The sequence below is a fragment of the Phenylobacterium sp. genome (genome assembly GCF_025351295.1).
In the GTDB taxonomy this organism is placed as follows: Bacteria; Pseudomonadota; Alphaproteobacteria; order Caulobacterales; family Caulobacteraceae; genus Phenylobacterium.
Map to the genome: position 1 here is coordinate 121,552 of NZ_JANXWD010000105.1, position 20,764 is coordinate 142,315.

16 protein-coding genes are annotated in these 20,764 nt (G+C 70.8%); 3 read left to right on the forward strand and 13 right to left on the reverse strand.

The window, feature by feature from the left end; genetic code table 11:
* Nucleotides 1-4 precede the first annotated feature (4 nt).
* From Q0R13_RS15020 to rfbF, 5 genes are read right to left on the reverse strand one after another with little or no spacing between them, the layout of a single operon-like run.
* Nucleotides 5-1,084, reverse strand: coding sequence for an FkbM family methyltransferase (locus Q0R13_RS15020; RefSeq protein WP_293905297.1), 1,080 nt, complete (start codon nucleotides 1,082-1,084; stop codon nucleotides 5-7).
* A gap of 56 nt (nucleotides 1,085-1,140) precedes the next feature.
* Nucleotides 1,141-1,671, reverse strand: coding sequence for a dTDP-4-dehydrorhamnose 3,5-epimerase family protein (locus Q0R13_RS15025; protein ID WP_293905299.1), 531 nt, complete (start codon nucleotides 1,669-1,671; stop codon nucleotides 1,141-1,143).
* Nucleotides 1,671-2,903, reverse strand: coding sequence for a class I SAM-dependent methyltransferase (locus tag Q0R13_RS15030; RefSeq protein WP_293905301.1), 1,233 nt, complete (start codon nucleotides 2,901-2,903; stop codon nucleotides 1,671-1,673). The genes Q0R13_RS15025 and Q0R13_RS15030 overlap by 1 nt, the downstream gene beginning before the upstream one ends.
* Complete coding sequence (rfbG, locus tag Q0R13_RS15035; RefSeq protein WP_293905303.1) at nucleotides 2,900-3,955, reverse strand: CDP-glucose 4,6-dehydratase; 1,056 nt, start codon at nucleotides 3,953-3,955, stop codon at nucleotides 2,900-2,902. Before rfbG ends, Q0R13_RS15030 begins: the two co-directional genes overlap by 4 nt.
* Nucleotides 3,943-4,710 (reverse strand): glucose-1-phosphate cytidylyltransferase, encoded by a 768-nt coding sequence (gene rfbF, locus Q0R13_RS15040; protein WP_293905305.1) that lies wholly within the window; start codon nucleotides 4,708-4,710, stop codon nucleotides 3,943-3,945. The genes rfbG and rfbF overlap by 13 nt, the downstream gene beginning before the upstream one ends.
* A 133-nt stretch (nucleotides 4,711-4,843) precedes the next feature.
* Between rfbF and Q0R13_RS15045 the strand changes: the two genes are divergently transcribed.
* Nucleotides 4,844-5,587 carry a sulfotransferase domain-containing protein gene (locus Q0R13_RS15045; RefSeq protein ID WP_293905307.1) on the forward strand — a complete coding sequence of 248 codons (744 nt, stop codon included), beginning with the start codon at nucleotides 4,844-4,846 and terminating at the stop codon, nucleotides 5,585-5,587.
* Nucleotides 5,588-5,627: 40 nt separating this feature from the next.
* Nucleotides 5,628-6,611, forward strand: coding sequence for a M23 family metallopeptidase (locus Q0R13_RS15050; protein ID WP_293905309.1), 984 nt, complete (start codon nucleotides 5,628-5,630; stop codon nucleotides 6,609-6,611).
* Between the two features lie 480 nt (nucleotides 6,612-7,091).
* Here the strand turns inward: Q0R13_RS15050 and Q0R13_RS15055 are convergent, their stop codons facing one another.
* From Q0R13_RS15055 to Q0R13_RS15070, 4 genes are all read right to left on the reverse strand, one after another.
* On the reverse strand, nucleotides 7,092-8,741 hold the full coding sequence (locus Q0R13_RS15055; protein WP_293905311.1) for a glycosyltransferase: 1,650 nt from the start codon (nucleotides 8,739-8,741) through the stop codon (nucleotides 7,092-7,094).
* Between the two features lie 91 nt (nucleotides 8,742-8,832).
* On the reverse strand, nucleotides 8,833-10,692 hold the full coding sequence (locus tag Q0R13_RS15060; protein WP_293905313.1) for a calcium-binding protein: 1,860 nt from the start codon (nucleotides 10,690-10,692) through the stop codon (nucleotides 8,833-8,835).
* A gap of 212 nt (nucleotides 10,693-10,904) precedes the next feature.
* On the reverse strand, nucleotides 10,905-12,284 hold the full coding sequence (locus tag Q0R13_RS15065; RefSeq protein WP_293905314.1) for an HlyD family type I secretion periplasmic adaptor subunit: 1,380 nt from the start codon (nucleotides 12,282-12,284) through the stop codon (nucleotides 10,905-10,907).
* The gene (locus tag Q0R13_RS15070; protein ID WP_293905316.1) at nucleotides 12,281-14,020 is read right to left on the reverse strand and encodes a type I secretion system permease/ATPase; all 1,740 of its coding nucleotides are present in this window, start codon (nucleotides 14,018-14,020) and stop codon (nucleotides 12,281-12,283) included. The genes Q0R13_RS15065 and Q0R13_RS15070 overlap by 4 nt, the downstream gene beginning before the upstream one ends.
* 205 nt (nucleotides 14,021-14,225) lie before the next feature.
* Here Q0R13_RS15070 and Q0R13_RS15075 point away from each other — a divergent pair, with 205 nt between their 5' ends.
* Nucleotides 14,226-15,047: a DUF6270 domain-containing protein gene (locus tag Q0R13_RS15075; RefSeq protein ID WP_293905318.1), complete on the forward strand. Its 822-nt coding sequence runs from the start codon at nucleotides 14,226-14,228 to the stop codon at nucleotides 15,045-15,047.
* Here the strand turns inward: Q0R13_RS15075 and Q0R13_RS15080 are convergent.
* From Q0R13_RS15080 to Q0R13_RS15095, 4 genes are read right to left on the reverse strand one after another with little or no spacing between them, the layout of a single operon-like run.
* A complete protein-coding gene (locus Q0R13_RS15080; protein WP_293905319.1) occupies nucleotides 15,007-16,188 on the reverse strand; it encodes a hypothetical protein in 1,182 nt (393 codons plus the stop codon). The genes Q0R13_RS15075 and Q0R13_RS15080 overlap by 41 nt on opposite strands.
* A complete protein-coding gene (locus Q0R13_RS15085; RefSeq protein ID WP_293905320.1) occupies nucleotides 16,164-17,189 on the reverse strand; it encodes a hypothetical protein in 1,026 nt (341 codons plus the stop codon). Before Q0R13_RS15085 ends, Q0R13_RS15080 begins: the two co-directional genes overlap by 25 nt.
* The gene (locus Q0R13_RS15090) at nucleotides 17,186-18,784 is read right to left on the reverse strand and encodes a hypothetical protein (protein WP_293905321.1); all 1,599 of its coding nucleotides are present in this window, start codon (nucleotides 18,782-18,784) and stop codon (nucleotides 17,186-17,188) included. The genes Q0R13_RS15085 and Q0R13_RS15090 overlap by 4 nt, the downstream gene beginning before the upstream one ends.
* Nucleotides 18,781-20,736, reverse strand: a complete 1,956-nt coding sequence (locus Q0R13_RS15095) for a hypothetical protein (RefSeq protein ID WP_293905323.1) — start codon at nucleotides 20,734-20,736, stop codon at nucleotides 18,781-18,783. The genes Q0R13_RS15090 and Q0R13_RS15095 overlap by 4 nt, the downstream gene beginning before the upstream one ends.
* Between the last annotated feature and the right edge of the window lie 28 nt (nucleotides 20,737-20,764).

Consider the following 20,764-nt stretch of genomic DNA (forward strand, 5'->3'; position numbering starts at 1 on the left):
GGCCCTAGAGCCCGCCCATGGGGTGGTGCAGCGCCGGGTCCTTGTGGCGCAGGTACTTGGGGCTGACGTCGCGCACGATGGCATAGCCGGGGCCGTCGAACACCGAGGGGTCCTTCACCGCGATCATGTTGAAGCCGTGCGGCGGGCCTTCCAGGTGGATGGCGTCCATCGGGATCAGCTCGATGGGCCGGCCGGCCAGGTCGTAGTTCGAGTTGAAGTCGCGCAGGCCGAACAGGCTGTAGCCGTGCCCGGTCAGCAGCTCGGCGATCGGCGTGTTGGCCAGGCCGTTCGACCAGTCGACATAGTGGCGGTGGACCTCGAACAGGATGTTCGGCCCCTGGCCCTTGGGCTGGGCCAGGAAGGTCTCCGCGCCCTGCAGCGCGCCCAGTTCGGCGCCCTCGATGTCGAGCACGATCAGGTCCAGGCGATCCACGCCCTGGGCCGCCAGGTAGTCGGTGATGGTGACGGTCTTGAAGGTGTCGTCGCCTGCCTCGGCGAGCTCGGCGTTGGCGAAGCTGTCGTAGCCGACCAGCTTCAGGTTGGACGAGCTGTCGTGCCAAAGGCCCTCGGCGCGCGGCAGGATGTTGGTCAGGCCGTTCAGCCCGGCGTTGCGCATCAGCATGCCGCGCTGCTCGGTGTTGGGCTCGAAGGCGTGCACCACCCCGCCATGGCCGGCGATCTCGCGGGCGATCAGCACCGCGTGGTCGCCGAAATAGGCGCCGCCGATCACCACCTGCCGCGCGCCTCCGCCTGTCCTTTCCAGACGGGCCAAGTTGACCAGGATGCGGCTGGTCTGGGGTTCCCACGCATGATCCGGGTGTTCCGGCACGGACATCACGAAGTCGCGCGCGATCTTGGAGCGGTACAGGAATTCGAAGGTGAGGCCGTTCGCCAGCGTCTTGCGCACCACCTGGTCGTCGTCGTAGAGCGCGTCGACCAGCGGGCCGGTCAGGTCCTCCCGCACATCCACGCCGGGGGCCTCGATCGCGCCCTCGAAGGCGATGAGCTGGCGGATCATGGCCTGGCGCCACGCCTCCGTCTCTCCGATCCGCGCGAGCGCTTCGAGCGCCTTTTCGTGAGCCATGGAATCCAAAGTCCGTCTTGATGAGGGGCATCTCTACCAGAGAAGGCCCGGTGTCTTCAGCCCCGGTAGTCGGGGTACGACGCGTCGCGCGCCGAGATCAGTTGCGGGGGCGCCGGCCAGTCGATCTCGAACGCCGGATCGTCCCAGCGGACGCCGGTCTCGTGGCCGGGAACATAGGCCGGGGCGATCTGGTAGAGCACGTCGGTGTCCGGCTCCAGGGTCAGGAAGCCGTGGGCCACGCCCTCGGGGATCAGCAGGGCCAGCAGGTTCTCCGCCGAGAGCTCGACGGCGAACCAGCTGTAGCGGGTGGCGCTGTCCGGCCGCAGGTCGAGGGCGACGTCGAAGACCCGGCCGCGGGTCACCCGCACCAGCTTGGTCTCGGCATGCGGCGCCGCCTGGTAGTGCATCCCGCGCAGGGTGCCGGCCGTCGGGTTGCGCGAGACGCTGGTCTGGGCCGGCTGGAACGGGAACCCGGCCTCGGCGAAGTCGTCCGGACAATGCAGGCGCGCGAACAGGCCGCGGTCATCGACGTGCGGCTGGGCCTCGATGTGGATGAGGCCTTCGATGTCGGTCCGCTGGAACCGCATCAGTCGAGCACCCGGGTCACCGGCGAGGCCACCACGAAGCGGCCGCCCCAGTCGGCGATGAAGCTGAGCTGGCGGGTGATCTCGTCCTTCAGGTTCCAGGGCAGGATCAGGACGTAGTCGGGCCGGGTCTCGGCCACGGCGGCGGGCGCGAAGACGGGGATGTGGCTGCCCGGCAGATAGCGGCCCTGCTTGGCGGGATTGGCGTCATAGGCGCAGACGATGTCGGCCGCCGTGGTCCCGCAATAGTTCAGGAAGGTGTTGCCCTTGGCCGCCGCGCCATAGGCCGCGATCGCCTTGCCGTCGTCGCGGGCGGCGCGCAGGAAGGCCTGGAAGCTCTCGCGCACCGCCTCGACCCGGGCGGTGAAGCCGTCGTAGGTCTCGGCCTTGTGCAGCCCGGCGGCGGCCTCGGTGGCGCGCAAGGTGCGTAGCGCCTCGGTCTCTGGGTGGTCCGAGGCGATATGGCCGCAGAACAGCCGCAGCGACCCGCCGTGGGTCGGCAGCAGCTCCACGTCGAACACCCGCAGGCCATTGGCGCCCAGCACCTGCTCCACCGCCAGCAGCGACAGGTAGGAATAGTGCTCGTGGTAGATCGTATCGAACTGCACCTTCTCGATCAGGTTCAGCAGGTGCGGGAACTCGAAGGTCAGCACGCCCTGCGGCTTCAGCACATGGCGAAACCCGCCGACGAATTCGTTGAGGTCCGGCACGTGGGCCAGGACGTTGTTGGCCGCCATCAGGTCGGCGCGGTCGCCGCGCGCGGCCAGAGCGGCCCCGGTCCCGGCGTTGAAGAACACCACATCGGTGCGCACCCCGATGGCGCGGGCGGCCTCGGCGGTGTTGGCGGTGGGCTCGATGCCGAGCACGGGGATGTCGCGGGCCAGGAAGTGCTTCAGCAGGTAGCCGTCGTTGCTGGCGATCTCGACCACCAGGGAGTCAGGTCCCAGGCCGAAGCGCTCGATCATCGCCTCGGCGTAGCGGCGCGCGTGCTCGACCCACCCCGGCGAGAAGGACGAGAAATAGGCGTAGGCGTCGTCGAAGATCGCCTCGGCCGGCACCGTGTGGTCGGCCTGGACCAGGAAGCAGCGGTCGCAGACCTTGGTGTGCAGCGGGAACGTGGGCTCGTTCCCGGCCGCCAGCTGTTCGGGCGTGAGGTAGCTGTTGGCCAGCGGCTGCAGGCCGAGGTCCAGGAAGGTGCGGGTCAGCGGGGCGCGGCAGAAGCGGCAGAGACTCATGACGCGGCTTCGTAGCCTTCGATCTCTTCCAGACACAAGGCCAGCGCGTCCTCGCCGGCCGCCTGGCGGCGATACCAGTCCATGGTCAGGGCCACGGCTTGTGGCGCCGCCAGCCGGCTTTCGAAGCCGAGGGCGCGCAAGGCCAGGCTGGCGTCGATGGCCAGGGTCTGGGCCTCCAGGGAGGTCGGGTCGGGTTCGTGCCGCCAGGGCTGGCCGCCCAGGGCCTCGACGCCGAGCGTCGCCAGCGCGCCGACGCTGACCTGGGCGCCGCCGGGCTTCGGGCCGAAGTTGAGGGTGCGCGGGGTCCCGGGCACGGTCGCCAGGGCCTCCAGGTGGGCGAAGTAGCCGGCCAGGCAGTCCAGCACATGCTGCCAGGGCCGCGTGGCCTCCGGGTGACGCAGCACCACCGGCGCGCCGGCCCGGGCGGCGCGGACGAGGTCGGCCACCAGCCGGTCGCGGGAGAAGTCGCCGCCGCCGATCACGTTGCCACCCCGCGCCGTCGCCACCGGCACGCTCTGAAAGTAGCTCTTCGCGAAGCTCTGGACGACGATCTCGGTCGCCGCCTTCGACGCCGAGTAGGGGTCCTTGCCGCCCAGGTTGTCGCCCTCGGCGAACGCGCGGCCGGTCTCGGCGTTGGTGTAGACCTTGTCGGAGGTGATCACGAGCACTCCCTGGAGCCCACGCTGCGCGCGCAGCGCCTGGAGCAGGTGAGCCGTGCCCATGACGTTGGTCTCGAAGGTGGCGACCGGGTCCTCGATGGCGGTCCGCACGATCGGCTGGGCGGCCATGTGCAGCACCAGGTCGAAGGCCTGGCCGGCCAGCGCCGCGGCCACGTCATCCGGCCGGCGCAGGTCCGCGAGATGCGACTCCAGCCGCTCGCCCACCCCGGCCAGGGTGAAGAGGTTGGGCTGGGTGTCGGGGGCCAGGGCCAGGCCGGTGACCTGCGCCCCCATCCGCGTCAGCCAGATCGCCGCCCAGGCGCCCTTGAACCCGGTGTGGCCGGTCAGCAGGATCCGCTTGCCGGCCCAGAAGGCCGCCTTCACCGCCGCCACGGGGCCTCGCCGGAGGCCCACAGCGCCTCGAGTTGGTTCTTGTCGCGCAACGTGTCCATGGCCGCCCAGAAGCCGTCGTGGCGATAGGCCTGCAGCTGGCCCTCGGCGGCCAGACCCTCCAGCGGCCCCTGCTCCCAGATGGTCGCGTCGTCGGTGATCCGCTCGATGACCGCGGTGTTGAGCACGAAGAAACCGCCGTTGATCAGGCCGTTGTCGCCCGGCGGCTTTTCCACGAACCGCTGCACGCGGCCGCCGTCCAGCTCCAGGGCGCCGTAGCGGCCGGGCGGGGCCACGGCGGTCAGGGTGGCGTCCTTGCCGTGGGCTTTGTGGAAGGCGGCCAGCTTGCCCATGTCCAGGTCGGCCACACCGTCGCCGTAGGTGAAGAAGAACGGCTCACCGGGGGACAGGTACTTCGCCACCCGCTTCAGCCGCCCGCCGGTCATGGTCTCCGCGCCAGTCTCCACCAGGGTCACGCGCCAGGGCTCGTGGTGGGTGGCGTGGTACTCGATCGCGCCGTTCGCCAGGTCGACGGTGAGGTCGGCGTTGTGCAGGACGTAGTTGGCGAAATACTCCTTGATGACATAGCCGCGGTAGCCGAGGCAGATCACGAAGTCATTGAAACCATAGGACGAATACAGCTTCATGATGTGCCACAGGATCGGCCGGCCGCCGATCTCGATCATCGGCTTGGGCTTCAGGTGGCTCTCTTCGGAGATGCGCGTGCCGAGGCCGCCGCACAGGATCACCGTCTTCATCGTCCAGCCTTGCCAGAGTGGGGCCTTGCCAGAGTCGCGCCGCCACAGGACGCCCTCTTAGCGGGTCGGCGGGTAATTCAGAAGCCTGCGACGCGGGACTTGCCTGCGACCGCGCAGCACGGGACATCAGGGCATGGCCGAACCGCCCCGCGTCACCTTCGTCATCGCCGGCGTCCAGAAGGGCGGCACGACGGCCTTGTTCGACTACCTCGGTGACTATGCCGACCTGGCGCTATCGGACACCAAGGAGGTCCACTTCTTCGACGACGAGCGCCAGGACTGGGCGGCGCCGGACTATGCCGCCTACCACGCCCGCTTCCCCGCCGCCGACGGCCGGCCCTGCGGCGAGGCGACGCCGATCTACAGCTACTGGCCGGGCAGCCTGGAGCGCATCGCCGCCTACAATCCCGCCATGAAGCTGATCCTGGTGCTGCGCGATCCGGTCCAGCGGGCCTGGTCGCACTGGCGGATGGAATATGCCCGCGGCGTCGAGACCCACCCCTTCGCCTGGTGCATCCGCCAGGGCCGCCAGCGGCTGTTCGACGCCGAGCCCTGGGGCCATCACCGGGAATTCTCCTATGTCGAGCGCGGCTTCTACGGCGAGCAGGTGGAGCGGCTGCTGGGCCTGTTCCCGCGCGACCAGCTGCACGTCGCGACCTCGGAGGGCCTGCGCGCGGAGCCGGCCGGGGCGCTGGGCGAGGTCCGGGCGTTCCTGGGGCTGCCGCCGGCCGCCGCGCCGGCGGGCCGCGAGGTCCATGTGGGCCGCGACATGGCCTATCCCTCGCAGCTCACCCCGGCCGATATCGCCCATCTGCGCCAGGTCTATGCCGCCGACGGCGAACGCCTGGCCGCCCTGACCGGCGTGCGGTTCGCGTAGGGCCACAGTTCCGCCGTCGCCGGTGCGCAGGGTCGTCGCCATGAACGGCCCGTTCCTCGCCGCCTTCGCCGTGGCCGCCGGCCTGGCCGCGCCCGTGCCCGGCGCCGCGCCACGGCTGGCGTTTCCGCTGGCCTGCCAGATCGGCCGGACGTGCGAGATCCAGCACTATGTGGACCGCGATCCGGGGCCGGGCGCGGCCGACTACCACTGCGGCCTGCAGACCTATGACACGCACAGCGGCATCGACATCCGGCTGCCGGACATGGCGGCCCAGCGGCGCGGCGTGGCGGTGCTGGCGGCCGCGCCAGGGCGGGTGGCGCGGCTGCGGGACGGGGTGGCCGACATCGCCGCCGGGACGCCGGGCGCGCCGTCCGTCGCCAACCAGGAGTGCGGCAACGGGGTGATCCTCGACCACGGCGGCGGCTGGGAGACCCACTACTGCCACATGGCGCGCGGCAGCATCGCGGTGAGCGTCGGCCAGGAGGTCGCCGCCGGGACCCCGCTCGGACGGGTCGGCCTCTCCGGGCAGACGCAATTCGCCCACCTGCACCTGACCGTCAGCCACGCCGGCAAGGTGGTCGACCCGTTCGCGCCGGAGCCCACGCCGCCGGGAAGCTGCAAGCCGCAGGCCGGGCTGTGGACGCCACAGGCGCGCGCCCAGATGGCCTATCGCGCCGGCGTGGTCCTCAACGCCGGGTTCACCCAGACGCAGGTCGGGCGCGCGGAGGTGGAGAACGGCGACGTCGCGGCGTTCACCGCCGCATCGTCCTGGCTGATCGTCTATGTGCGGGCCATCGCCCTGCTGCCCGGCGATGAGGTCGAGCTGGATCTGAAGGGACCGGATGGACAGAGCCTCGCCCGCGCCCGCCAGCCGCCGCTCGCAAGCTGGCGGGCGGAGGACCTGAGGCTGGTCGGCAAGCGACGCCCGGCGGCTGGCTGGCCGCCCGGGGTTTACGCCGCCGACTACCGGGTCTGGCGCCGGGGCAAGGTGGCGATCAGCCGGCGGATGGAGATGCGGCTCTGAGCGGGCGCAATCCTTCCCCCTCGGGGGGAAGTGGCCACCGACGGTCGAGGGTCGATGGGGGTGGAGTGACAGTTGGATTAACTCTCACACGTCCCCCATTGTCGCCCGCCTGCGGCTTTGGCGACATTTCCCCCGTAGGGGGAAAGAGACAGGCCGTCGCGTTGAACCCATCGTGATCGGGCTTGACCTTCCCGACGGTGACGCTTTGGGCTAGGTTGCGAACTCAGCCTTGCTCTCCAGGGCTGTGTCACTCTGGCCGGGCGGTGGATCGCAAGAGTCCGCCGCCCGGCCGTTGTGTTTCCGGGGCTGGGCGCGGCCGTTGCGAACCCGATCCGCTCATCCCGGCGAAGGCCGGGACCCAGATGGCGGGCGCCGACCTGGGTTCTCCCGGCTCCGAGCTGATCCAGACCGCCGCTTAGCCATGAGATCTGGGTCCCGGCCTTCGCCGGGATCAGCGGAAGTGGGTGGGAGATCTTCGCCCTACGGCACGGCCTCGAGCGTCACCACGTCGTGGCGGGCCAGCCAGATCAGGCCGCGTTCCAGGTAGTTGCGGCGGGCCTGGGCGACCAGGTCGAGCAGTTCGAGGACCGTCGCGGGCCCCTGCGCCAGGCGGCCGAACACCCGCTCCAGTTCCTGGGCGTTGGGGCGGTTGAAGCGGCTGTAGACGGCGAGCGGAGCATCGAGGCGGACCCGCGCCGTGGGCCAGTCCATGCCGGGCCGCAGGGCGACCAGGTCGCGCTGCTGCAGGTGGCGCGAGGGGTAGCCGGCGAACAGGGTGTAGGGATCGGGGCGGTATGGATTGAGGCGCGGCAGGGTGTCGGGGCCGGCGGCCAGGCGCCGCGCGTTCTGCTCGGCCCACAGCGCCTGATATTGCGGGATGATCGCCTGCCAGTCGAACACCTCGCGGGCTCGGGCCCGGGCCGCCGCGCCCATCGTCCGGCGCAGCCCCTCGTCCTCGATCAGCGCGACCAGGGCGGCCTCGGCGGCGGCCAGGTCGACGGCGGTGTACTGGGCGGTCGCGCCCACATAGTTGTCGTAGTTGATCCAGGCGTTGGCGAACCAATAGGCCAGGTCGCCGCCATAGCCCGGCCGCGGCGCCACGGTGGGGATGCGGAACCCGTCGACGCCGTGGCGCACGGTGTCCTTGTAGCCGTCCCAGTCGCTGACCACTGAGGGCAGGCCCGCGGCCATCGCCTCGATGGGGGTCAGGCCGAAGGTCTCCTGGATATTGTCCGAGAAGCTGATGAAGGCGTCGGCCACCGACCAGATCGAGAACCGGACGTCGGGCTGGCGGCCGTCGACGTCGATGTAGGTCACCGACGGGCAGAGCTTGCGGACCTCCGCGTGGAAGGTCGCCTCGGCGGACGCCGGTTCGACCCAGCCGGAGTTGACCCAGTAGAGGGGCTTCCCGGTCCGCTGGGCGGCGCGTTCCAGCGCCATGGCCATCAGCGCCGGGTTCATCTTCACCTTGACGCTGAAGCGGCCGACGTAGAGGGCGACGAAGGCGTCGGCGGGGATATCCAGGCGCTCACGCCAGGCGGCGCGGCGCTGCGGCGTGGTGGCGAAGTCGGCCGCGTTGACGCCCAGCGGGATGGTGGTGCGCATCAACTCGGGGCGCCGGCGGGGGCCGTACTCGGCGGCCATATAGGCGCGCATCATGTCCAGCTGGGCCTCGACGGCGGCGCGCACGGCGCTGGAGGTGCAGATCAGCGCGTCGTGGCCCTCGACCGGGGCGATTAGCAGGTCCGGCAGGATCCGCATGACGTTGGCGGTGGCGGTGGTGTGGGTCAGGCCGCAGAGCGCGTAGGCCCGGGAGCCGAACGGCTGGCGGTGGAAGGCCTCGGTGTCCAGCGAGGGGCTCGAGATGGAGACGACACCCGGGTTGGACAGCTGGTGGCGGTCGGCCATCCCGATCCAGCGGACGGGCCTGGCGGGGGGTTCGATCCGCTGGACGAGCGCGTCCATGGCGGCCTGGGGCTGGCCGCCGACGTTCCAGAAGTGAAAGCCGTCCACGTCGGCGTGGCGCATGTAGCCGCGCAGGAAGCTCTCTCCGGCCGAATGGCGGCCGAGCAGCACCTTGCCCGTGGTGTCGAAGGCGTTCGGATGCAGATAGATCGCCGCGTTTGACATGCAAGCCGGCTCTTAGCGTGGCCGTCGCACACCGCGCAAAAGAAAAGGGCCGCCCCGAAGGACGGCCCCAATCCGAAGTCTCATCCGATGGTTAGATGATGTTCGCAGCGCTGATGTCGGCCAGCGTGCGGCCCACCAGGACCACCGCGTCGTCGATGTTGGCGCCGGCGCCGTTGGTGTTGGCGAACACCACCGTGTCCGAGCCGACCTGGATCACCACATAGAGGTTCGTGGTGGCCTGGGTTCCGGCCAGGGCCAGAGCCGCATCGTAGCTCGAAGCGGTGAGCTCGATGTAGTTCGTGCCGTCGGAAGCCGCGGCGAGCATACCGAAGTGCAGCGCGTCGGTCGGCTGCCAGTCCAGGACCTGGTCGAGCGTGCCGGCCGTGGTGCCCGAGTCGGCGGTGTTGAACACGAACAGATCGTTGCCGTTGCCGCCACGGAGGAAGTCCGTGCCCGCGCCGCCGACAATCGTGTCGTTGCCGTCGCCACCTTGGATGGTGTCGGAGTTGGCCCCACCGATGAGGCTGTCGTTGCCGCCACCGCCATCGATGTTGTCGCTGCCGCCGCCCGCGTTCGAGACGGTGTCGTTACCTTCACCACCGGTGACCACGTCGTTGCCGGAGCCGGAGATGACGCTGTCGTCGCCGTTGCCGGCGGAGATCACGTCATTGCCCGCGCCGCCATCGGCGGTGTCGTTGCCATCACCCAGGGTGATGTTGTCGTTGTTGGCGCCACCGAGCACGATGTCGTTGCCAGCACCCGCGTCGATGATGTCGTTGCCGCCACCCGCGTTCGAGATGCTGTCGTTGCCGTCGCCGGCCGACACGTTGTCGGAGCCGGCGCCGGTCACGATGCTGTCGTTGCCGATGCCGCCGCTGAACGTGTCGGACGCCGCACCACCCACCAGGGAGTCGTTGCCGTCTTCACCGATCAGGGTGTCGCCCGGGGTCCCGGCGACGGAACCGCTGGTGATGGTGTCATCACCGAGGTTGCCGTTCATGATGTCGCCGCCGCCGTTGGAGGAGGTGATGACGTCGTTGCCTTGGCCGCCGAAGATGTTGTCGGTGCCGATCGAGTCCGTGACGATGGTGTCGTCGCCGGCGTTGCCCTGCAGCGAGTTGATCGAGGTGCCGGTCACCGAAGCCGAGTGGACCGAGATGCTGTCGTTGCCGTCGCCACCGGTGATGTTGTTGGTGGAGTCGCCGGCGACCACGGTGTCGTTGCCGACGCCGGCCGTGATGGTGACCGTCTCGCCTTCGAACGCCGCGGAGACGATGGAGTCGTTGCCATCCTCACCGAAGATCACGTCGCTGCCGCTGCCGGCCGCGATGGTGTCGTTGCCGAGGTTGCCGTTCAGGTTGTCGCCCGTCGAGCCGCCGACGATCGAGTCGTCGCCCTTACCGCCGAGCAGGGTGTTGGACCCCGAGGTGCTGGTGGCCGAGATCGTGTCGTTGCCCAGGTTGCCCTGGACGAAGTTCGAGCCCGTGCCGGCCAGGATGACGTCGTTGCCTTGGCCGCCATAAACGGTGTCGCTGCCCGAGCCGGAATCCAGGGTGTCGTTGCCCTGGTTGCCCTGCAGCAGGTCGGCGCCGCCGCCCGAGTTCAGGCTGTCGTCACCCAGACCGCCGTAGAGGCCGTCGCCCGTGCCCGGGTCGGCAGGCGCGCCAGTCGTCGAATTGAAGCTATCCGAGCCGGGAGTGCCGATGGACAGCACCGAGCCGTCCGGGAAGATCGGGATTTCGCCGGCCAGCGTCGCGGCGAAGGTAACCGCCTTGCCGGTCAGGCCGGAAACCAGCGTGATGGTCGCGCCGGACGTCGCCGTGGCGGCGTTGTACAGGACCGTCGTGAAGTTGGCCCGTTCGCCCGTGGTTTGGAACACCAGGTTGTCGGTTACGGCGTTGTAGGCCGAGGCCTGCGCGTCCGTGATGGTTTCAAAGAAAAAAGTCGCCATATATCTCTCCAGTCAGTGTCACAAGACCCCTGGAACGCTTGACCCCCATCCCCGATGGAGCAATCCCAGCGGTCCATTTTTCCCAAGCGCCATAGCGTGGCTGCGGCGCAGGATAGACGAGCCCAGGGGCAGACCTATCGGAAGCCTACCGATTAGGCAACCTCAAAAAGCCCCCGGAAATGCCCCGTCCGAAGGGTGTTGCAAAGACGCCGCTACTCCTCGCGGAAAGCGTCTTCCAGCGTGCTGGTAATTGGCGAAATCAGGAAGCTCATGACCGAGCGTTGGCCGGTGGTGAACTGCACCATGGCCGGCATCCCCGGGGTCAGCTTGACGCCCTTCTTGAGCTTCTTCAACTCGCTCGGCGCCAGCACCAGATCGACCCGGTAGAAGGCCGTGCCGGTCTTCTCGTTCTGCATCCGATCCGCCGAAACCACGGTGACGGCGGCGTCCAGCGGGTTGTTGAACCGCTGGTTCAGGCCGGTCAGGCGGATCTTGGCCTTCTGGCCCACATGGACCTCGTCGACGTCCTCCGGCTTGATCATCGCGGTGACGGTCAGCGGGGTGCCGGCCGGCACCACGTCCATGATCACCTCGCCCGCGCCGACCACGCCGCCGACCGTGAAGGCGGTGAGGTTGAAGATGTAGCCGTCCACCGGTGAGCGCACGACCTTGCCGTCCAGCGTCTGGCGCGCCGCGGTGAGCCGGGGAATCACGTCCGACAGCTTCGATTCGCTGTCGCGCAGGCCTTCGGCCGACTGGCTCTCGCGCTCGTCGCGCATCGAGGTCAGCTGCATCCGGGTCTCGCCCATCTGCTGCTTGAGGCGGGCGATGTCGGCGACCAGCTGGCCCTTGCGGCCCGCCAGTTCGGACTGGCTGCGCTCATAGCGCAGGATCAGGGTCTTGGGCGCGAAGCCCTGCTCGTTGAGCTTGCGATAGCCGTCGAGCTCTTCCTCTGTCAGCCGCTGCTGCTCGACGGTGGCGTCGACCTGCGCCTGCGAGCCCTGGATCTGGGTCAGCTGCTGCTCGATCCGCTGGCTCAGCACCGCGGCCTGGCTGACCAGCAGCTGCTGGCGGGTGGAGAACAGGAACTGCTGGTCGCGGATCAGGGTCGCCACCTGCGGATCGGCCACCCGCGATGTCAGTTCGGGCGGGAACTCGATCGACGCGCGGCCGGTGGCCTCGGCGGCGAAGCGCGCCTTCTGGGCGATGAAGGTGTCGTACTGGTTCTGCAGCACGTCGACGGCGGCGCGCGCCTCGACGTCGTTGAAAGTGAGCAGCGGCTGGCCGGCGGCGACGCGCTGGCCCTCGTGGACCAGGATCTGCCGCACGGTCCCGGATTCCTTGGGCCGCAGGGTCTTCTTCTGCGAATCGACCCGCACCTCGGCCGGGGCGGAGACGCCGGTGGCGAGCTCCGCCACCGAGGCCCAGAGGCCCAGCCCGACGACGAAGGCGCCGATGATGCCCGCGCCGACCACCATCGGCTTGCGCAGGCGATGCTGCAGCTCCGGGGCCATCGGCCCCTGGTCGTCGCCGCCGCCGAAGGTGGGGACGACATAGCCGCCCGGGCGGATCGGCTTGAGATCGAGTTTCATCGGCCGGCCTCCACCGCGCGCACTTCAGGCGGCGCGCCGGCCGGTTTCATCAGCCGCGCCAGCACCTGGTCGCGCGGCCCGAACAACTCGACGCGGCCCTCGCGCAGCACCAGCATCTTGTCGGCCGCGCGGAACACGCCCGGCTTGTGGGAGATGATCACCACGGTGGCGCCATTGGCCTTCATCGCGTCGATGGCCCCCATCAGCGCCTCCTCGCCCTCGGCGTCGAGGTTGGCGTTGGGTTCGTCCAGCACCACGAAGGCCGGCTTGCCCAGCATGGCGCGGGCCAGGCCCACGCGCTGGCGCTGGCCGGCCGAGAGCACCACGCCGCCCTCGCCCACGTCGGTGTCGTAGCCTTTCGGCATGCGAAGGATGAGTTCGTGCACCCCGGCGAGCTGGGCCGCATGGACCACCTCCTCGTCGGTCACGCCGTCGCGGAAGCGGGCGATGTTGTTGCGCACGGTGCCGGCGAACAACTCGGTGTCCTGCGGCAGGTAGCCGACGTAGCGGCCGAAGTCGGCGCGGTCCCAGGTGAAGACGTCGGCGCCGTCCAGGCGCGCCACGCCCTGCAGCGGTTTCCAGATCCCGACCAGCAGGCGGGCCAGGGTCGACTTGCCGGCGCCGGAGGGACCGATCACGCCCAGCACCTCGTTGGGCTCCAGGGTGAAGTTGATGTTGGCCAAGATCAGCTTCTGGGCGCCGGGCGGGGCGAAGTTGGCCCCCTCCACCGACAGCTTGCCCACCGGCCGCGGCAGGGCGGTCGCCGAGAACGGCGCCTCGGCCTTGGACAGCAGGGTGTTCAGCCGCGTGTAGGCACGGAACATGTTGTTCAGCGGATCCCAGGAGCCGACGATCTTCTCGATCGGCTGCAGGGCGCGGCTGGCCAGGATCATGTTGGCGAACAGCATGCCCGAGTGGATCTTGCCCTTGATGATCAGATAGGCGCCGATCGCCACGATCAGCACCTGCATGCCCATGCGCACCGCCTTGATGATGTCGGTGTACATGTTGGAGGCTTCGGCGGCCGCCGCACCGCGCTCGATGGTCACCGCGCGGTGGATCGCCCAGGCCTGGCCCAGGGTCGGCAGCATGCCCATGGCGCGCACCACCTCGCCGTTGCGCAGCGCCGCGTCGGTGAAGGCGTAGCTCTTCAGCGCCGCCTCGCCGGCGTCCTTGAGCGCCGACTGGGTAGCCCGCGCCTGGGCCACCGCCAGCAGGAACAGGATGCCGGCCCCGGCCACGGTCACCACGCCCACCAGCGGGTCGATGATGAACAGCACGCCCACGAACACCGGAATCCACGGCACGTCGAAGAACGCCGCCGCGGCGATGCCGGTCAGCGACTGGCGGAACTGGTCCAGGTCGCGCAGCGCCTGGGCGCGCGCCCCGGGGTCGCCGCGCACGGCGGCGTCGAACAGGGCGGTGAACACTCGGCCCGACACCCGCTGGTCCAGCGCCACGCCGTAGTTGATCAGGATGCGGGCGCGGAAGTCGTCGATCACGCTGGAGATCGCGAACACGAACAGGGTCACGATGGTCAGCATCCAGAGCGTCGCCTGGCTCTGGCTGGTCATCACCCGGCCGTAGATCTGGAAGGTGTAGAGCGGCATCGCCAGGTACAGCAGGTTCGAGACCAGGCTGAAACTGAAGGCCACCGCGGCCGGCTTGTACCCGTCGCGCAGGGCGCGGCCGAGGACGTTGTCAGGCAGGTTCGTGAGGAACGTGAGGAATTTCATCTTCGTCCAAAGCCGTCCGTCAGACCGTAAAGGCCTGATACACCAAACTTAGCCAAAAAAGGTGAACGCGGTGGAAGTATCGCCTTCAGGCCGCTGCCGCGGAACGGCGGCGTAAATGATTGGCGGCCCCTGCCTTGTCAATGCGACGATTCATGACTCCCGCCCATGCTAGACAGCGGGTCGGACCCCCGTCGCCAGGAGCCCAATGCCGAGGATCGCCCCCCGAATCGCCATCGTCGGCAGCTGCATTACCCGCGACCTGTGGCCAATCCATGGCGGGGGCGCCGAAGCGCTGCTGTACATCTCGCGCACCAGTTTCCCCAGCCTGCTGGCCGCCCCGGTCGAGGGGTTTCGCCCCGCGCGCCAGCCGCCCGGCGACCTGCATCGGCATGAGCACAACGCCGTGGCGGCCGATCTGCAGAAGACCGCGCTGGCCCGCCTCGTGGCGTTCCAGCCGACCCATCTGATCTTCGACTTCATTGACGAGCGGTTCGACCTGCTGGCGGCGGGCGGGTCGATCGTCACCCACAGCGCCGAACTGGAGCGCAGCGGCTACCGGTCGCGGCCCGCCCTGCGCCGGGCGCGGACCGCGCCGCGGCTATCGGCCGCGTGCGAGCGGCTGTGGCTCGACGCGGCCGGCGAGTTCGCCGCCGTGGTGCGCGCGACGCCGCTGGCCCGGGCCCGGCCGATCCTGCACGGCGCGCGCTGGGCCAGCGACCAGCGGCTGCCCGACGGCCGCATCGCCCCGGTGCGCGATGTCGAGATCCTGAGCGGCCAGTCCGCGGAGATCGCCGCCTACAACGCCCTGCTCGAACGCCAGGAGGCGGCCTTCGCGGCGCTGATGCCGCCGATGGCGCGGATCGACGCCGACGCCCAGCGGCTGGCCGATCCGACCCACCGCTGGGGCCTGAGCCCGTTCCACTATGTGCCGGAGTACTACGACGAGGTGCGCCGCCAGCTTGCGGCGCTGGGCCTGGAGGCGGCGTTCAGCGACCCCCGCGCCGCGCCCAGTGCTCCAGCGGGGTGAGCCCGGCGCGGACCAGGTCCGGCCGCGCCGCCAGGTAGGCCGCCCCCGGGAACCCCGGCCGCGCCTCGGCCACCGCCCACGCGCCGCCCTGCAGGTAGTCGACCAGCGGATTGGCCCCCGGCGCCAGCCCGCCGCCCCGCGCCGCCACATAGTGCGGCAGGTCGAACCAGGGGCTGGGACTCAGGCCCGCGAACCCGCCGACCGCGAGGAAGTGGGTCAGCGGCTCCTGCCCCGCCTCGGCGACCTCGGGGTGCTGGGCCAGATACCAGCGCGGATCGAACAGCGGGTGCGGCGTCAAGCCGGCGCGCCAGCCGGCGGTCAGGTAGTGCAGCAGCCCACCCGCTGCGCCCGCCTCCGGCGCCTGGGCGGCGTACCAGGCGGGATCGAACAGCGGGTGCGGGGCCCGCCCCAGGCGGGCGCCTTCGCGCAGGTAGTGCGACACCGGGTCCTCGCCGTCGGCCAGCGCCGGGCCCTGGGCCAGGTAGTGGCCCACATCGAACAGCGGGTGTGGGCTGCGGCCGCGCGCGGCGCCGGCGCGGACATAGTGCTCCAGGCCGCTCAGGCTGGTGGCGGCCAGTTCATGGGCGTTCTCGCGGGCATACCAGGCCGCGTCGAACAGCGGATGCGGGTCCCGGCCCTCGCGCGCCCCGGCGACCAGGTAGTGGACCAGCGGCGCCACGCCCGACCCCGCCACGTCCGAGTTGGCGGCGAGATACCAGGCGGGGTCGAACAGCACGCGCCCGACCCCGGCGCGGGCGACGACCACGCGGCCGCCCGCCGGGCCCAGCCGCGCCAGCACCTTGTCCAGCGCCTGGCTCAGCCGGTTGTGGCGGCGCAGGCGGATGGCGCCGCCGCGCGCCTGATAGCCGGCCAGGGCCTGCTCGCGCAGGCGGCCCTCCAGCTCGGCCCGCGCGGCCAGGGTCTCGTTCAGCGCGACGGTCAGTTCGGTGCGGGTCAGGGCCTCGCGCACCTGGGCCTGGTGGGCCAGGCGGTGGGCGCCGGCGAAGTCGCGCTGCAGCCGGCCGACCTTGGCGGCCACGGCGTGCGCCTTCTCCAGCAGGGCCGGCAGGGCGGGGTCGGTCGCCTCGACGGCGGCCGGCGCAGCGTCCCCCGGCGTCAGGCGCCTTCGTGTTCGAGCCATTCTTGGAAGCTGCCGCGCCCGGAGGCGAAGGGGTTGGGGAAGGCCTGTTGCAGGTCGATACGCTCGCGATAGAGCACCCGCTCGCGCTTGGCGATGGGGCGGCCGTCCTCATAGGCGCCGAACGCCCACCAGCGCTCGGGGATCGCCGGGTCGGTGGCCGCACTCACCTGGCGCTTGTACCAGCTCCAGATCTCATAGACCGGGAAGTTCCGGCCGGCGTAGCGACGGGTCATGGTGTCGCCCAGCGGCCCCAGCTTGGTGAAGTGCCAGAACCGCAGCGGCGCGCCGTTGACGGTGATGCGGCCGTCCTTCTCGACGGTCACGGTTCGCGTCGAGAGGTTCCAGCTGGCGACGTTGTAGCCGGGGTCGCGGATGATCTTGACCTTGTCGAACAGCGCCGGGACGTGGTCGCACCAGCGCTGGTCCACGAACATCCCGTTGGGCATGTCGTCGTAGCAGTAGTCGAGCAGCCGGTCGTTCCACCACCTGGCGAACCGCGCGCCCTCCCCGGTCGTGCGGATGGCCACGAAGCCCAGGTTGAAGATCCCGGTGCGCGAGGCCGACAGGTCGTTGTCGCGGATCGCCACGTCGTCTGTGTTGGCGTCCACCAGGTGCGGGGTCAGCAGGATGTCGTGGTTTTCCAGCCACGCCTCCAGGGGCTCGAGGCTGGCGAGCGCGGCGGTGTCGGGATCCATGTAGATCACCGCGTCGAAGCCCCAGCCGCAGGCCTGGTGGAGGAAGGGTCCCTTCACCGCGGTGCAGACCTCGACCACGTCGTGCTTGAACAGCCAGCTGTCGAAGTCCGGGATATTCAGGTCGCTGGCCCAGACCAGCCGGTCGAACGGCTCGGTCGCCGGATCGAAGACGAAGCCCTCCGGCGGCCGGTCGGTGATCAGGGCGGCCAGCTCCCAGTCCGGGCGGTGCTGGCGCAGCGTCTGGAACAGCACCCGCGCCCGGTTCAGGTACGAGAAGGTGAAGCTGGAATAGCAGAGGACGTTCATGAGCTCAGGTCGAGGGTGAGGGCGCTGAAGGCCAGGTCATAGAGCATCGGCCGCCGCTGCGCGCGGGCCAGGTCGAGGAGCTCGCCGGTCTCGAACGCCGCCCGCAGCGCCGCCTCGCCGGCCAGCACACGGCCGTGGCCGGTCTGGGCGACGAAGGCGGCGATATTGCCGCTGTCCGGGCCGGTCAGCACCGCGCAGCCGGCGGCGGCGGCCTCATGGGCCACGAAGGAAAAGGTCTCGCGGCACAGCGACCACAGGAGAACCACGTCGACCTCGGCGGCCTCCAGGGCCTCCTGCATGGCCAGCGGGTTGGCGGCGGTGACCGCGACCTGCGTGAAGCGCGCCGGGGCGGCGGGGTCGCGGCGTGCGCCCAGATGCAGGAACTCATAGCGCGGGTCGTCGGCGAAGCGGCTGGCCAGCGCCTGGAAGATCGGCCAGCCCTTGTGCGCCGCCGGCAGGCCCGCAAAGGCGATCCGCAACGGGCGCGGGCTGGCGGGAATGGGCGCGGGGCCCCTGGGTGTCAGGACGGCGTGCGGCAGGACGACGGTCGCGGCGCCCGGCAGGCCTGCGGCGCGGGTCCAGAGGTCCAGGGTCACCTGCGACGGCGCGGCCACCGTCAGCGCCAGGCGCTCGAACAGCCGGGCGTGCCCGGCCATCTGCCGGCCGCGCCAGGGCCCGTAGAGGCAGATGCCGCAGGCGGCGCTGTCCGGCGGCGGGGCGGCGCAGTCCTCCACATCGTTGCGCAGCAGGTGGAAGCCCGCGCAGACGCTGGCGAAGTCGTGCAGCCAGAAGACGCCTTCGTTCAGCCCGGCCGCCGCGAGAATATCGGCGGTCTCGTCGGCGGTGTGGCCCAGCAGGCTGTGGATCGCGAAGGTCCGCGCCACGGGCTGGCCGGCCCCGGCCAGCCCGTCCGCCACCGCCGTCGCCGGGAAAAAGCCGACCGCCTTGCCGTTCCAGATCACGCCCAGGAGGGCCGGGTCGTCGGCGGTGCGCACGACGGGCCAGGGTCCGGCGGGGTGCAGGTGCAGGTGGTCGCGGCCCAGCTCCGCCAGCCGCGCCGCCTCGCGCTGGATGGCCAGCTGCAGGCCGCCGACGTGGGCCGTGTAGTCGTCATGGCTGAAGGTCACGTGCAGCCGGCGCAGCCCGTCGCGGGACGTGGCCAGGGCGGCGGAAAGATCGGCCTGCGACCCGGCCGCGACCTCGCCGGTCATGGCGACCGCGATCCGCGTCTCCATCGGGACCAGCCGCTCGATCAGCTCGTGGCGGAAGCCCAGCACCGGCTCCGGCGCCAGCACCCGCGGCCGGCCCGAGGCCAGGTAGTGGACGAACGGGTTGGCGTCTGAGGCCGCCACCTCCGGGAATGCCGCCAGATAGGCGCGGACCGAGAAGTCCGGGGTCGGGTCGCGCCCCTCGCGCCAGCCGAAGGCCATGAAGTGGTCCAGCGGATCGCCGCCGTTCGCCGCCACGTCGGGGTTGAACTTCAGGTAGAAGGCCGCGTCGAAGGCGCGCGCGGCGATGGCGTGGTCGGTGTGCAGCTGCGGCGCGGGCGCGCGCCGGCCCAGCCGCGCGGCGGCGGTGGCGATCAGCCGCCTCATGCCGAGGCCCCAGCCGCGACCAGGTCGCCCGTGAGGCCGCTGTAGGCCAGGTCGTAGAGCCGCGCGCGCCGCCGGCTGCGTGCCAGGGCCAGGATCTCGCCGGACGCGAAGGCCGCGAACAGCGCCGCCTCGTCGTCCAGCACCCGCCCGTGCCCGGAGGCCGCCACGAAGGCCGCCACATTGCCGCTGTCCGGCCCGGTGATCACCGCCGCCCCGGACGCCGCCGCCTCGTAGGCCGTGAACGAGAAGGTCTCGCGGCAGAGCGGCCAGATCAGCGCCGCATCGATCTCCAGCAGCTCAAGGGTGTCCTGCATGGCCTGCGGCTGGTCTGGGGTGACCACCACCGGGTGGAAGGTGGCCGGGGTGGCCGGGTCGGGCCGGCCGCCCAGGTGGTGGAGGTCGTAGCGCGGGTCGCCGGCCAGCCGCTCCGCCAGCTCGCGGAAGATCGGCCAGCCCTTGAGCGGGGCCGGCATGCCTACGAACGCCAGGCGGAACGGGCGATGCTTGGCGACCTTCGGCGCAAGGCCACGCGGCCGCAGCTCGGCATGAGGCAGGACCACGGTCTCGCGGGCGGACAGCTGGCCATGGCCGCGCCAGAAGTCGAGCGTGGTCTGCGAGGGCGCCGCCACGCTCAGCCCCAGCCGGGCGAACAGCCGGGCGTGCGCGGCTGTGTGCCGGGCGCGGAACGGGCCGTAGGCGCAGACCCCGCAGCCGGCGCTGTCGGCCGGCGGCGCGGCGCAGTCGGCGACGTCGTTGCGCAGCAGATGAACCCCCGCGCACAGGCTGGCGAAGTCGTGCAGCCAGAAGAACCCCTCGGTCAGCCCGGCCGCCTCCAGGATGTCGGCGGTGGCGTCCGGCGCATGGCCCAGCAGGCTGTGGATGGCGAAGCTGCGCCGGCCCGGGTTGGACGTGGCGCCGCCCAGGACGTCGCGGATCGTCGCCGGCGCATAGACGCCGAGCCGCTGGCCATTCAGCATCACCCCCAATGGCGCAGGCTCGTCTTCGGCGCGGACGAGCTGCCAGGGCGCGGCGGGGTGCAGGTGCAAGTGGTCGACGCCCAACGCCGCGAACCGCGCCGCCTCGCGCCGTACACACAGCTGCAGGCCACCGGAGTGTTCCAGGTAGTCGTCGTGGCTGACGCTGATGTGCAGGTCGCCCAGCGTCCCCAGCCCCTCGGCGAGGGCGGCGGCGGGGCCGGCGGCGAAGGTCGCGGACTTGGCGATCGAGGCCGCGAGGCGGGCCGCCACCGGCTGCAGTCGGGCGATCACGTCATAGCGGAAGCCCAGGTCGTGGCGCGCCTGGCGCCCCTCTGCGCGGCCGGCCAGGAGGTAGTGGGCGAAGGGATTCACGCCCGAGGCGGCCACGTCGGAATAGGCCTCCAGATAGTCGCACACCGAGAAGCCCGGGGTCGGGTCGCGCCCTTCCAGCCAGCCGGTCCGCAGGAAGTGGTCCAGCGGCGCCATGTCCGAGGCGGCCACGTCGGGATTGATCGCCCGATAGAAGGCCGCGTCGAACGCTCCGGCCACGGCGGCCCGCTCATCGGCCTTGGAGATCGTGGGCGCGGCGGGGGTGGCTGGGCCGGTCCGCGCGCCCGGCGGCGGCCCCCGGGTGAAGGCCTCAAAGCGGAACGGCGGCGGCGCCCAGTCGATGCGGCCCAGGTAGGCGGCGGCGTGGTGCGAGGGGCGGACCTCCCGGCCCTCGTGGCGGCCGACGGTCAGGAAGTGGAACAGCGCGTCGACCTTGCCCAGCTTCAGGTCAGGGTTGTCGGCCAGGTAATGGTGGGCGGAAAACCAGGGCGCCGGGTCGCGCGGCTCGCGCCAGCCCTGGGCATTGTAGTGCCAGAAGGGGGCCATGTCCGGCGGCAGGTCGGTGTAGATCGCCGCGTAGAAATCCGGATCGAAAGCCGCCGCGATCACCTTGTGGACGTCTTCGTCTGGGGCCGTGACGGCCATGGAGTTCCGGTTCCTGCAGCGGCGGCGA

Excerpts from the sequence above, each read along its gene's own strand:
- Q0R13_RS15020 (WP_293905297.1), bottom strand. The coding sequence starts at position 1,084 with ATGGCTCACGAAAAGGCGCTCGAAGCGCTCGCGCGGATCGGAGAGACG.
- Q0R13_RS15025 (WP_293905299.1), bottom strand. The coding sequence starts at position 1,671 with ATGCGGTTCCAGCGGACCGACATCGAAGGCCTCATCCACATCGAGGCC.
- Q0R13_RS15030 (WP_293905301.1), bottom strand. The coding sequence starts at position 2,903 with ATGAGTCTCTGCCGCTTCTGCCGCGCCCCGCTGACCCGCACCTTCCTG.
- rfbF (WP_293905305.1), bottom strand. The coding sequence starts at position 4,710 with ATGAAGACGGTGATCCTGTGCGGCGGCCTCGGCACGCGCATCTCCGAA.
- Q0R13_RS15045 (WP_293905307.1), top strand. The coding sequence starts at position 4,844 with ATGGCCGAACCGCCCCGCGTCACCTTCGTCATCGCCGGCGTCCAGAAG.
- Q0R13_RS15050 (WP_293905309.1), top strand. The coding sequence starts at position 5,628 with ATGAACGGCCCGTTCCTCGCCGCCTTCGCCGTGGCCGCCGGCCTGGCC.
- Q0R13_RS15055 (WP_293905311.1), bottom strand. The coding sequence starts at position 8,741 with ATGTCAAACGCGGCGATCTATCTGCATCCGAACGCCTTCGACACCACG.
- Q0R13_RS15060 (WP_293905313.1), bottom strand. The coding sequence starts at position 10,692 with ATGGCGACTTTTTTCTTTGAAACCATCACGGACGCGCAGGCCTCGGCC.
- Q0R13_RS15065 (WP_293905314.1), bottom strand. The coding sequence starts at position 12,284 with ATGAAACTCGATCTCAAGCCGATCCGCCCGGGCGGCTATGTCGTCCCC.
- Q0R13_RS15070 (WP_293905316.1), bottom strand. The coding sequence starts at position 14,020 with ATGAAATTCCTCACGTTCCTCACGAACCTGCCTGACAACGTCCTCGGC.
- Q0R13_RS15075 (WP_293905318.1), top strand. The coding sequence starts at position 14,226 with ATGCCGAGGATCGCCCCCCGAATCGCCATCGTCGGCAGCTGCATTACC.
- Q0R13_RS15080 (WP_293905319.1), bottom strand. The coding sequence starts at position 16,188 with ATGGCTCGAACACGAAGGCGCCTGACGCCGGGGGACGCTGCGCCGGCC.
- Q0R13_RS15085 (WP_293905320.1), bottom strand. The coding sequence starts at position 17,189 with ATGAACGTCCTCTGCTATTCCAGCTTCACCTTCTCGTACCTGAACCGG.
- Q0R13_RS15090 (WP_293905321.1), bottom strand. The coding sequence starts at position 18,784 with ATGAGGCGGCTGATCGCCACCGCCGCCGCGCGGCTGGGCCGGCGCGCG.
- Q0R13_RS15095 (WP_293905323.1), bottom strand. The coding sequence starts at position 20,736 with ATGGCCGTCACGGCCCCAGACGAAGACGTCCACAAGGTGATCGCGGCG.